Origin of the sequence: Corallincola platygyrae, from assembly GCF_039544265.1 — a bacterium.
Classification (GTDB): domain Bacteria; phylum Pseudomonadota; class Gammaproteobacteria; order Enterobacterales; family Neiellaceae; genus Corallincola; species Corallincola platygyrae.
The window spans coordinates 83,814-95,836 of sequence record NZ_BAABLI010000032.1 but is presented as its reverse complement, the minus strand read 5'-3'; the positions used below and the strand labels follow the sequence as shown (position 1 = coordinate 95,836).

Genomic DNA, 12,023 nt, shown 5'->3' with positions numbered 1-12,023 from the left:
TATTCCCGGCTTACCCCTCACCGCCATTATTCTTAGGAAGCCCAGCATTATGCTGGGCTTTCTTGTTTTCGGCGGTCGGTCGCGAGCGTCCGGCTTCGCAATCACAAAACCCATAGATTTTTCCTGAAAGGTTTTGGACAACAAGGTAAGATTTCAGACCGTTAGGCCCAGATGCTCTTTAGTTTGAGAGCGAAAACTGTCTAGCAGACCAGTATTGTTACTTGAGAGCCGCCTTTGAAATTTCTCCATACCTCAGATTGGCATTTGGGTCGCCAGTTCCACAATGTTTCCCTGCTTGAAGAGCAAAAGTTCATCCTTGAACAGTTAGTCTCTTTGGCTGAGCAGCATCAGGTTGATGCTGTTGTTGTTGCAGGGGATATTTATGATCGCTCTGTTCCGCCTGCGGCTGCAGTAGAGTTGCTGGATAAAGTACTGGAAGAGTTGTGTGGAAGATTAGGCATTCATGTCGTGCTTATCTCCGGTAACCATGACAGTGCTGCAAGACTCAGGTTTGGGGCATCGAGGTTAAAGAGTGGTGGTCTGCATATTGTTGGACAGCTTTCTGAGTTATCGCAGCCGGTAATATTGGAAGGTAGCTCCGGTCAGAAAGTGCAATTTTTCGGTATACCATATGCCGATCCGGAGTGGGTTCGCGACCAATTCCCTGGGCAGGACCCAAGTTTGCTGAAAACCCATGATCAAGCAATGGCCTTTATGGCCGAGGAGATCGCGAAACACAAAGATCCTGCAATGCCTAGTGTTGCCGTTGCCCACTGTTTCGTTGTTGGTGGCGTAGGTAGCGAATCAGAACGCCCGCTGTCTATCGGAGGCGCAGATCAGGTCAGGGCCTGTCATTTCGAAGCTTTTGACTATGCCGCGCTCGGACACCTGCACGGCCCGCAAAAACAGGGGCTGGAAACTATCCGTTATTCTGGTTCGCCACTTAAATACAGTTTCTCAGAACAGCACCATCAAAAGAGTGTGGTGTTGGTTACCATGGAAGCAGGTGAAACCGATATTCAACTTATCCCATTGACTCCGCAACGAGATATGAGAGTTATTGAAGGGGAGTTAGAAGCACTTTTGGTTGCGGGTAAGGACGACTTACACCGAGATGATTATCTGATGGTGCGACTTACTGACACCCACGCGATTCTTGATCCCATGGGTAAGCTGCGGTCTGTCTACCCCAATGTGCTGCACTTGGAAAGAGTCGCTCTACAAGGAGACATGGGGAGTGAGCAGCAAGAGCGTCAGGCCAGGTTACAACAAAGTGAAATGTCGATGTTCGAAGACTTCTTCAGTCAGGTGCAAGGCGATGTGATGAATGATGAACAGCGCCAAGCTTTACAAGCATTAGTGACAAAGCTGCATAAGGGAGACGAGTAGTGAAGCCGTTACGCCTGTCTATTCAAGCGTTTGGTCCTTTTGCCACAAAAGAAGATGTTCTATTTGAGTCATTTGGCGAAAACCCGCTGTTCTTAATTAACGGAGCAACAGGCGCAGGTAAAAGCACGATCCTTGATGCCATTTGTGTCGCTCTCTATGGCCATACCACGGGCGCTGAACGTGAAGCGGGGCAGATGCGTTGCGATTATGCAGATCCCGATACGATCACCGAGCTAGAGTTAGAGTTCTCAATTGCGGGCAAGCGATATCGTGTGCAACGTAGGCCTCAGCAGCTAAGACCAAAAGCGCGAGGTGAAGGCACCACTTTGCAAGGGGCTGAAGCTAACCTGTGGCAGTTCGATAGTGATGGAAATGAACGACTGATTGCGGCTAAAAAAGTAGGCGAAGTTAACGAGCATATCCATGAAATAACCGGGCTGAATGTTGAGCAGTTCCGGCAGGTCATGGTGTTGCCGCAGGGGAAGTTTCGTGAGCTCCTGCTTGCCGATTCGAAACAGCGGGAAGCGATTTTTGGTCAACTGTTCCAGACCCATATTTATCGGCGTATTGAAGAGGGACTGAAACAAAAAGCCAGCGCCATTCGGCGTGAGGCTGAGGCACAAAAACATCGTATTGAAGGGATACTTCAGAATGCCGATGTCGAATCAGAGCAGGCGCTGCAAGTGCTTGTCTCGGAACTGAAGGCGCCGCTTGAACAAGCAGAAACAGCTAAAAATGATAAACAGAAGCAACTGAATAAAGCCAAGCTGCAACAGGAAGAAGCAGAGAAAACAAAGCAGCAATTTCATCGTTTGGCGCAGGTTACTGAGGCTTTAAATCAACTCGTTGCTGGCCAGACAGAGATGGATGCTAAACAGCAGGCGTTAGCGTCTGCCAGACAAGCTGATAGCCTTGCCCCCGCTTACCAGTTGCAACAGATAAAACAGAAAGATGTCGACGATGGCAAACTGGCTATTCAGCAGTGCTATGCAGAAGTTCAATCTCTCACAGAGAAGCTGGCAGGTGCCGAAGCTAAACTAGAGCAGGCGCAAACTAACGCTCTTCAGATAGAGCCGCTAAGTCGAACTCTGTTGAATCTGGAACAGTGTGCTTCGGATGTTGCTGCATTGCCGAGCGTCCGCGCCCAGCTTATTCAATCTCAATCTCTCCAATCAAGGCAGGAACTCACGTTAACCGACGCTGAGAAGCAAATAAAGAAAAAGAAACAAGCGGTTAAGAAACTCGAAGACTCAAACGCGTCGCTTCAACACCAACTGCTGTCTCAACCCAGTGTTCACCAAGCATTTAGTCAATGGCAGGCCAACCTGTTGGTTGCCAAACAGAGCCAGGAGCTGAGCGACAAGCTTCTTGCGGCAGAGTCCAATGGCAAACAAGCGGCCGTTTTGCGTCAACAGGCAACGGTGTATCGAGATGAGTGCCAACAGGCGCTTACCCAGCTTGAGATTTATTGGCATCAGGGCCAGGCCGCGATGCTTGCAGAGCAGTTAAACGAGCTCCAGCCATGTCCGGTATGCGGCAGCACAGAACACCCTTTACCTGCGAAATTGCCGGACGGAGTCGCGCGTGTTGAACGCGCTCAGGTCGATCAGGCGAGGCAGGTACTAGATACTTCGCAAAATCGCTTGTTGGATGCAGAGAAGCAGCATGCGGAGTTGCAACAACACTGGCGGCAGTTAAAAGAGCAACAGCAAACACTTTTAAGCCAACTGGCCGACGCTGACTGTGCCAGTTTAACGCTGAATGAGATCCAGCAAAAAGTTGAGCAACTAAGCAATCAACTTGATCAACTGAACCAATACCAACAACAAAGCCTTCAACAATCAGAAGCGCTAAAAGTTGAAAGGGAACTAATTGCAGGGCTTGAGGAGAAGCTTGCGTCTTTGCAGGTAGAGTTAACTGAAACTCAAAAACAGACCGCGCTGTTGATGTCGGAGAAGCAGCGTCTTGAGGCTCTGCTCCCGGAAGAGCTTAAGGCGGAAGGTGCACTTGAGCAGCGCATTGCTGAGTTAAAACAGAATCTTGAAACACTCAGGAAGCAACTAGAGGCAGCAGCAGAGAATAAGCAGCGGGTGACGTCAGAGCTGGATAAAGCCTCCAGTCGCTTAGCGCATCTGGAACAGCAGCAATTGGCAATGAACGGCGAACTTGAAAACGCTCAGCAAGCATGGACGCAGGCGCTCAATGAAAGCACTTTCGAGCATTCAGAGGCTTTCTCAGCGGCGCGAATGGCACCAGAGCAGCAGCAAATACTTGCTACTGAGATCGAAACGTTTCAGAAGAATATTCATGAGCTGACAGCCCAAAAGCAGCATATTCAACAGCAGTTGGAAGGGATTGTAGAGCCTGATCTGCAGATGCTGACTATCCAGGTTCGTGATGCTCAAACACAGTTCAGTGAAGCTGAGCGGAGATGGCAGCAGCTACATCAACGTCTATCCCACCTCGAAAAGACCGCAAATGATTTAAAACGTGCTCACCAAGAGAGTGCTGATATCGAAGCTCAGTATCGAATTTATGGCACCCTAAGTGATGTGGCTAATGGTATGACGGGGCAGAAAATCAGCCTGCAGCGTTTTGTATTGAGTGTGCTTCTTGATGATGTACTGATACAGGCTTCTCAGCGTCTGCAACTCATGAGTAAGGGGCGTTATCAGCTTATTCGCAAAGAGGACCGAAGCAAGGGCAACCGAGCGTCGGGCTTAGAGTTGGAAGTCGAAGATGCCTATACCGGCAAAACACGCAGTGTGGCGACGCTGTCCGGTGGTGAGAGCTTTATGGCGGCACTAGCGCTTGCGTTAGGGGTGTCTGACGTAGTCCAGGAGTATGCCGGGGGCATAAAGCTGGATACCTTGTTTATCGATGAAGGTTTTGGCAGCCTGGATCCTGAGTCGCTGGATTTGGCTATTCGTACCCTGATCGATCTGCAGCGCAGTGGGCGGATGATAGGTATCATCAGTCATGTAAGTGAACTCAAAGAGCAGATGGCGATGCGGTTGGATATCAAGTCGACACAGCGTGGAAGCAAAGTAGAAATGGTGACACTGTGAAGCTGTCTGGACGTTGGTCCCTTACTTTCTCCTTAATTTGCGCATTCACTATCATCTGGCTGCCACTTATACGGGCACCTCTGAAGTATATTGAAACGCTGTTGCATGAGGGCAGCCATGCTTTCGCTGCATTGTTATCTGGCGGGAATGTCCACGCAATAGCTTTGCATCTTGATGGTTCAGGTCTTGCCACGGTAAGTGGGGGATGGTTTTCGCTGGTCGCTTTTGCTGGTTATGCGGGGGCGTCCCTCAGCGCCTATCTCCTTGCTATGCTGCAGGCTAAGGCATCTAAGAACATAAGCTTTCGCTACCTCTATTTCACCATAGTTGGGGTGTTTGTCCTGACCGGCATCTTCTACACTCGGGATATCGTTACCTTTGGCATCATGTTGTTTATTGCTGCCGTATTTGTCGCGCTGTTTTACTGGCGCCACCTGGCTGTCTGTCAATTTATGTCGCAGGTGATCACTCTCTTTGTGTTGTTGCAAAGTGCAATCAGTCCGAGTTACTTGCTATTTTTAGGCGAGCGAGGTGACCATGTGGCTTTGCGCAGCCATACAGGCGTACCAGCGACATTGTGGATACTGGTATGGACCGCTCTGGCACTGTTTTTGATGGTCAGGCTGTTTATGTGGCGTTGGCGTTCTAACCACTGAGAGCCTGACTTATTTGAGTAGCCGATAGCTGTTAGAATGATCTTCCTCGGCACAGCCTGGCATTCCTATGTTTACCCGATTTTCTACACCTCAAAACTTTCTTCTATTGATAGCCTTCGCCATGCCGGTGGCATTTTCTACCTGGATGGCACTGCTGAACAACTTTGTTATCGAAGCAGCGTCTTTTACCGGTAAAGAGATAGGTATCCTTCAGAGCCTGCGTGAAGTGCCGGGGTTCCTGGCATTTACAGTGGTGTTTGTATTGCTGCTAATTCGAGAGCAACGTTTCGCAGTAGTGTCATTGGTGTTGCTTGGTGTTGGGGTTGCACTTACCGGGTTTTTCCCTTCAGCCGTGGGCTTGTATGCCACCACAGTGCTGATGTCTATTGGTTTTCATTACCTAGAAACAATTAATCAATCACTCACATTACAGTGGCTTCCTAAAGACCAAGCTGCCCACTTTATGGGCAAGGCCATGGCGGTGAAGGGGGCGGCAGCGGTAATTTCGTTTGGCGGTGTCTGGCTGTTACTTGACCAGCTTCAGATTGAATTTAAATGGGTATATCTATTGTTTGGCGCCGTGACTATGGGATTGGGCGTATTGTTATGGTTAGCATTCCCGTCATTTTCCCACGGCCCACAGCAACATAAGAAGATCATCCTCAAACGTCGCTACTGGCTGTATTACCTGCTGACTTTTTTCTCCGGCGCCAGAAGACAGATATTTGTTGTGTTCGCCGGCTTCTTAATGGTCGAAAAATTTGGTTATAGCGCCGGTCAAATCGCTTTGTTGTTCCTGTTTAATCACTTTTTCAATCTTTTCTTTGCGGCAAAAATTGGTAAATGGATAGGCAAGATTGGCGAACGTCGTGCACTGACCATTGAATACGTTGGCTTAGTGCTGGTTTTTGTCAGTTACGGTCTGGTTGAGAGCAGCGAAATTGCGGCCGTGTTATATGTCGTTGACCATCTGTTTTTCGCTTTTGCTATTGCCATTCGCACTTACTTCCAAAAGATCGCATCGCCCGAGGATATCGCATCGACTGCTGGCGTGAGCTTTACCATAAACCATATCGCGGCTGTTGTGTTGCCTGTGCTGTTGGGATTGGTTTGGTTAACTATGCCTGCGGCCGTATTCTTTATTGGCGCAGCACTGGCGGGGGGCTCACTGATATTGAGCCAGTTAATACCTGATAGCCCGAAAGCAGGGGAAGAGACCCGTCACGCCAGGTTGAATCGTTTGGCCACAGACAAGGCTTAACGGCCTCTATTCAGACCGACATACTTTCATGGTGAGAAGCCGCACTAATTGACTGCGCTAACCAACGATGATGTGCGGCACAAAACGGCTGGTGTCTTTGGTTATCAAGCTGTTGTCCTCTCGAATCGTTAGTCCAGCAGCTTGATGACCGATAACCCAACTACCTATGAGAGTGAAGCTTTCCTCAAATCGGGGTAGGGGGCTGAGCCCCTGCACTATATATCCCTCGCCTCCATATTCTCCACCCACTTCAAGCAAAGGTTGATTTGGCCTGACGAGAGAGATGTTCGCACCTTCGCGGCTAAACAGGGGTTTACGGCAATAACTATGGCCCAGGTCTGCCTGCTCTTCCCCTTCAAAATAGGAAGGCAAAAGATTGGGATGGCCTTTGTGACGTTGCCAAAGTAAAGGAAGAATGCCTTTGTTGCTCAGCAATGCTTTCCAGGCTGGTTCGATAAATCGCGTTTTCGATTTCGCCAGGTATTCGCTGAATGGATCGTCAAACATCCACTCCCAGGGATAGAGTTTGAACAGGCAGCTGATTTCGAAATCCTGTAGATCGGTGAACTGTTTGTTGGTATTGAGCCCGATCTCTTCTACATACAAAAACTTGGTAGTCAATCCGGCTTGGCGTGCGCAATCCTCTAAATACTCAACGGTTGCTCGGTCTTCGACAGAGTCCCTGCAACATGCGAAATGGATCTCACCGTCAGGCGAAACTTCCGCCATGCGAGCGATCAGCTTCTCCTGAATAGAGTTAAACTGGTCTGCACCGCGCCATACAATCCCGGTGTCTACCTGGTCTTCAAGCCATATCCATTGGAAAAAAGCGGCTTCATAGATTGAGGTGGGTGTATCGGCATTGTATTCAAGTAGTTTGGCAGGCCCCTGACCGTTGTAGGCGAAATCCATACGTCCATAAAGGCTTGGTTCTTTGGAACGCCAGGAATCAAGGATATGGTGCCATTGGGAGCTTGGCACCTTGAGTTTAGCGAGCAGGTGTTCGTCACGAACTATGTCTCCGACCAAGTCGAGACAAAGCTGTTCCAACTCGTTGGTAGGATCTTCCAGATCATCTTCGATTTGACGGAGTGTGAACTGGTAATAGTGAGTCTCATCCCAATAGGGTTCGCCATCAATAGTATGAAAGTCAAACCCGTATTGGTTCGCGCGCTCTAGCAGGTTGGCGCGAGGCGCTGATTTGATACGTAGCAAGCTTAACTACCCCAGCCACCTCGAGCTGCAGATTTTGAACCAAATCCACCGCGCTTAATTGTTGGCGCCTTTTTCCCGTATTGGCCGCCAGACTTCTTAATCGTTCCAGAGTTGTTCGGCACCGTGGTCATAATTGACCGGGGCAGGTTGGTCATTTTGCCACTGCTGCCATAACTGCCTATGGGATAGTTACTGCTGGTTCGATACATGCCCCAGTCGTCACGAGAACGATACAAGGGCCGAGAGTAGGCACTGCGATAGTAGATAGCATCACTTACGCCACGCGCGATTACCGACATCATGTAGCCAGCCATAAATGGCTGCCAGAAGCTGCCATTGCGTGTTGACGCGCAGTAGTTTTGACCAAAATCCTGTTCACAGGCAAAGCGGCTGCTATATCTGGGGGCTTCTAGCTGATGGGCTGCAACTGCTTTCTCATATTGGTAAACACAATCTTCTGCTTCGAACAGATTGCTATCAACACAGTCTTCAATGTCTTTGAAGGTAACAATCTGCTCTTGAGGTTCACTACAGCCGGTAACTACACCGCCTGCCAACCCCATTAGGGTAAGTTTGACTGCTTGGGAACGTTTCATTGTGACGCTCCTTAGTATGTCATACAGGCAGCGTTCAGGATCCCGGTCGCTAACGCACAACAGCCGAGGAAAACGCCTGCTGGCAGTTCGTTTGCTGTCAGACGCTCGGTTAACTTAGGCATGTAGAAGCGAACGGTGAAGTACGTGAGCAATTGCGTCACCATGGCTACGCCACCCCAGATGATGAAATCCAGAAGCCCAACAGAATTTATTGCGGCACTGGCAACCGGAATAGTAAATCCAACAACAGTGAGTCCAAACGCCACTGCCGCAGCACTGTTATTCTCGCGCATGAGCGACCATTCACAGTGTGGTGTGATCTTGGTGTAAATGGCTGTGAATAGAAGAATCATCACATAGCCACTAACGAAGTAGAGAGCAAAGGCGGGTAAGCCTTGAAGGGATTCCATGATCATTGTTTTTACTTCCTATATTTATACCGTCAGCTTGGTGTCACTTCAGTAAACAGGCCCTAGCTGATCACATTAAACTGCGATGGCGATAAATGAACGCCCAATGCGTAGCTAAGTAGTCGTTCATTTTCACCACTCTCTTCGGCATTAATCAACAGTAATTCGCTAACATCGTCGTTGATCTCACGCTCATAAAGCATACAGAAGTTATCGACGGTGTATTTTTCGCCAGCTTTATTTTCAACTTGCTCTGTCATGGCTACTGGCGGGACATTCTCTTCACTCTCATCGAAGAAGGCGCGATGATAATTGCGCTCCCGGTAGTCCTGGCTTGCTGAACCAATGAAGTCGGCACTGATGACTTTGTTCCACTCATTTTCAGTAGCTATTGAACGGCTCTTGTCATAAACAAACAGCAGTACGTCTTCCACGTTCTGTTCTGACTCATCGCCGGAATAGTTGATCTGAATAATTGCATCGTCGCTGGTGTAATAGCGAAGCATGTAGGAGCCAGCACCCAGCGAGGTGCGACTTATTGCTTCTACCAATTGCGTCTCACCAGGGAAGCTCAATCGAAGCTCTTCTCCGAGGATCCTGAAATCGAGCGAACTAAGTTCAACTGCACAGCCTAGGTGAAGTCCGTACAAGCCTTTTGTTGGGAGTTTTTCAGGCTCTTCTTTTTTGCCAAACAAATTCTTAAAAAAACTCATGCAACCTCCGTATTGCTTACTGCATCCCAGTCGACATCAGATTCGGTGATTCTCGACTGGGCAATGTAATAAAGTGTGGTGCCGGCTTTTACCTCAGATTCCAGTGAAGGGTTCATCTCTACTGCGCCCGCCGTCTCATGGTCGGCAACGGCAATCACCGTGGCTTGATGCTGCTTTTTGAAATAGACAAAAAGTTTGTCAAAACGGGTGGTTGACCTATTGTCTGGGACAGTTAACGAAAACTGAGTGGCACCATCCAAGGTATTCATCAACTGTTCGAAAACTCTGCTTGAGCCAGGATCCTGCATTGAGCGGGTCAGCAATTCCGCTTCTCGAGCTGTGCTCACCTCGATGTGTGGATAGGCGGTCTCTACCAGTTTGGCAATGGACTCGCTCTGAAAATAGGCACACACATGGGTGACGCTAGCATCTGTCGCTGCGCCTACGCTCAGTGCGATGGCCAACGTCTCTTCATCTGTTTCACCATCGATGATAACTTTTGCTGCATGTTCAATACCCGTTCGCTGTAACGCTTCAGGTTCACTGAAACTATCAACCCTTACAAAGCTGACATCGATAATTTCAGGGCAGGGGTGGTCCATCTCCTCTCTAACGCAGAGTAGAATCTGGCGCTTTTGGCGCTTTGTATCACCCAATATCAGCTCGATGATTTTCAAAGTATGAGTCGGTGTCCAACCCAGTAACACGATATGGTCAGACAGATGACTGAAATCCCGTTCGCCTTTCATTGTTTGCTCCCACATTAGCGAGATAGTTGTTGCTAATTTGCCGATAAAGGCGCCGAAAAGTCCTAACCCCGTGGGAATAACCCATAAGGTAACCACCCACATACCTACTTCGGACTGAGGTGAATAATCGCCGTAGCCCACGGTAGATATGGTGACCATGAACCAATAGACATAACGACTGATTTGTTCTGTCAGGGCTGTCTCTCCAGACAGAGACAACAGAACATAAGAAATGACTGCGTGACCAACGACAAGGCCGGCAAGAGCCGGCCAGGTGAGTGAGCGCAGATGTTGATTGAGGCGTAAATTCGCCCAACGCAACCACCAATACATGCTACGCGTCCTTGGTTAGCTGGATTGTTTTGCTTTCAAACGTTCCAGTACTGAGTTAGCAGACGAGGTGGTTGAGCCAATGCCTGCAGCCTTGAGCTTCTTCTCTAGGTCGTCACCTTCATTAGATAGCTCTTCAGCGGCTTCCAGCTTAGCCTGCTTCTCAGCTTGCTTATTTTTGATACGTTGCAGTGACTCTGCGGCGTTGGCTACTTTCGAGTTCGCATTAATGCTGGTTGCCGCAATCTGTTCCTGTGCTTTCTGCACCGCTTCAGTTGCTTTTACCTGAGCAAGTTGGCGCTCCATTTCGCTGAGTTGCTTTTTGCTCTTGGTGATAATGCCTTCAATACGGGCGAAGTCAGCATTAAGGGTATCCAGGTGCGCTTGATCTTCTGTGTATCGCGTTTCCAACGTTGCAATTTTTTCGGCCACTTCAGTCGCCAGGGCCTCATCACCTTTGCTGAGTGCTTCAACCGCAAAGTTCTCGTACTTGCTGATCTCTGCTTTCACATTGGCCACCTTAGACTCGGCCAGCTTCTTTTTACCTGCCAGTTCAATGCGACTGCGACCTGCTTGGTCCAGTGATTGACGCGCATCGCGAATGTGTTGCTCTAACAGGCGGATAGCCTGTGCATCGGTAAATTCTTCTTCCAGCTCTGCTTTAATGGCGCGACCAAAAGTAAACATTTTCTTAAATAAGCTCATGGGTCTCTCCTATTATTCGGCGGCTGGATGGCGGGCGATATGGTCTTCACACGCTTCAGCAACAGTCAAAACGTTTTCAGCCAGTGTGGTCAGCTCCAACAACACATTTTCCATGGTGGAGGTAGCGCTCAGAGCACCGAACAGAACGTAATGGTCTTCACCATTAATGCTCTCGATTGCCACAGTCGAGAGAGGGAGGTATTTGTGGTTGCGCAGAAACTCTTCGTTTAAGGCGACTTTGTCTTTTACGACTGAAACAGGGAAGAGCACCGACTCGACCAGCATCTGATCTTCCGAGATGCTGATGACGACCGGCAGGTCACCCTGCTCATGCATAGTGGCGGCTAAACAGTCACCTACCAGAGAGACGGTGATCTCTCCAGAAGTAACCAGTTCCAGCTCATACATAGCGTCAAGTAATGATTGTGTTGTCCAGCTCATGATTCACTCCGTGTTATTGGTGCTGGCGAACCAGCCACTTAAGCATGGTGTTAAAATTAATTAATGTCAACAATATTCAACAAAAGTTCTTTTTGTTTGATTTATGATGTTTTTGTCTCAATACTCTCACCTAATCACTGCAGCTGTATTCTAAGCCTGCTAATGTGGTCTCAACGTATTGACGAGGAAAAACTATGACAACAGATACGCCTCCTGCGTTCGGTTCTGTAATAAAGCGTTTGGTTCGTACCATGATGGCGCAGAGTGGTATCACCTATGCCGAGCTGAGTAAGCAGCTTTATGTTCAGTACGGTACAACCCAGTTGGACAATAATCTGAGGTCCAAGGTCAACAAAGGCAAGATGTCGGCCGATCTTTTTATTCAGATTATGGCCGTGTGCAACTTTTCTGTGACGCCAGACTTGATTCAGCAGCTAATTGATAACAGCCGTAATCAATAGATGATATCGCGCAAACACTTAAATGGTTT

General features: G+C 48.7%; 12 protein-coding genes. 5 read left to right on the top strand and 7 right to left on the bottom strand.

The window, feature by feature from the left end:
- The first annotated feature begins 234 nt into the window (after positions 1-234).
- From ABEA14_RS17865 to ABEA14_RS17850, 4 genes are all read left to right on the top strand, one after another.
- Complete coding sequence (locus ABEA14_RS17865; protein ID WP_345341975.1) at positions 235-1,389, top strand: exonuclease SbcCD subunit D; 1,155 nt, start codon at positions 235-237, stop codon at positions 1,387-1,389.
- Positions 1,389-4,457, top strand: a complete 3,069-nt coding sequence (locus ABEA14_RS17860) for an SbcC/MukB-like Walker B domain-containing protein (protein WP_345341973.1) — start codon at positions 1,389-1,391, stop codon at positions 4,455-4,457. Before ABEA14_RS17865 ends, ABEA14_RS17860 begins: the two co-directional genes overlap by 1 nt.
- Positions 4,454-5,113, top strand: coding sequence for a M50 family metallopeptidase (locus tag ABEA14_RS17855; protein ID WP_345341971.1), 660 nt, complete (start codon positions 4,454-4,456; stop codon positions 5,111-5,113). The genes ABEA14_RS17860 and ABEA14_RS17855 overlap by 4 nt, the downstream gene beginning before the upstream one ends.
- A 67-nt stretch (positions 5,114-5,180) precedes the next feature.
- Positions 5,181-6,374: an MFS transporter gene (locus ABEA14_RS17850; protein ID WP_345341969.1), complete on the top strand. Its 1,194-nt coding sequence runs from the start codon at positions 5,181-5,183 to the stop codon at positions 6,372-6,374.
- A 57-nt stretch (positions 6,375-6,431) separates the two neighbouring features.
- Here ABEA14_RS17850 and ABEA14_RS17845 read toward each other — a convergent pair whose 3' ends face one another.
- Genes ABEA14_RS17845 through ABEA14_RS17815 form a run of 7 tightly spaced genes read right to left on the bottom strand, consistent with a single transcriptional unit; the run spans position 6,432 to position 11,533 of the window.
- Entirely contained in the window at positions 6,432-7,589 is a 1,158-nt protein-coding gene (locus ABEA14_RS17845; RefSeq protein ID WP_345341967.1) for a glutathionylspermidine synthase family protein, read from the bottom strand.
- A gap of 2 nt (positions 7,590-7,591) precedes the next feature.
- A complete protein-coding gene (locus ABEA14_RS17840) occupies positions 7,592-8,185 on the bottom strand; it encodes a DUF1190 domain-containing protein (protein WP_345341964.1) in 594 nt (197 codons plus the stop codon).
- A gap of 11 nt (positions 8,186-8,196) precedes the next feature.
- Positions 8,197-8,601 carry a DUF350 domain-containing protein gene (locus ABEA14_RS17835; protein WP_345341962.1) on the bottom strand — a complete coding sequence of 135 codons (405 nt, stop codon included), beginning with the start codon at positions 8,599-8,601 and terminating at the stop codon, positions 8,197-8,199.
- A gap of 56 nt (positions 8,602-8,657) precedes the next feature.
- Positions 8,658-9,308 (bottom strand): DUF2491 family protein, encoded by a 651-nt coding sequence (locus ABEA14_RS17830; protein WP_345341960.1) that lies wholly within the window; start codon positions 9,306-9,308, stop codon positions 8,658-8,660.
- Positions 9,305-10,390 (bottom strand): potassium channel family protein, encoded by a 1,086-nt coding sequence (locus ABEA14_RS17825; protein WP_345341958.1) that lies wholly within the window; start codon positions 10,388-10,390, stop codon positions 9,305-9,307. Before ABEA14_RS17825 ends, ABEA14_RS17830 begins: the two co-directional genes overlap by 4 nt.
- A 15-nt stretch (positions 10,391-10,405) precedes the next feature.
- A complete protein-coding gene (locus ABEA14_RS17820) occupies positions 10,406-11,092 on the bottom strand; it encodes a PspA/IM30 family protein (protein WP_345341956.1) in 687 nt (228 codons plus the stop codon).
- Between the two features lie 12 nt (positions 11,093-11,104).
- Entirely contained in the window at positions 11,105-11,533 is a 429-nt protein-coding gene (locus ABEA14_RS17815; protein ID WP_345341954.1) for a YjfI family protein, read from the bottom strand.
- 194 nt (positions 11,534-11,727) lie between these two features.
- Here ABEA14_RS17815 and ABEA14_RS17810 point away from each other — a divergent pair, with 194 nt between their 5' ends.
- Positions 11,728-11,994: a DUF6471 domain-containing protein gene (locus ABEA14_RS17810; protein ID WP_345341952.1), complete on the top strand. Its 267-nt coding sequence runs from the start codon at positions 11,728-11,730 to the stop codon at positions 11,992-11,994.
- Positions 11,995-12,023: the final 29 nt, after the last annotated feature.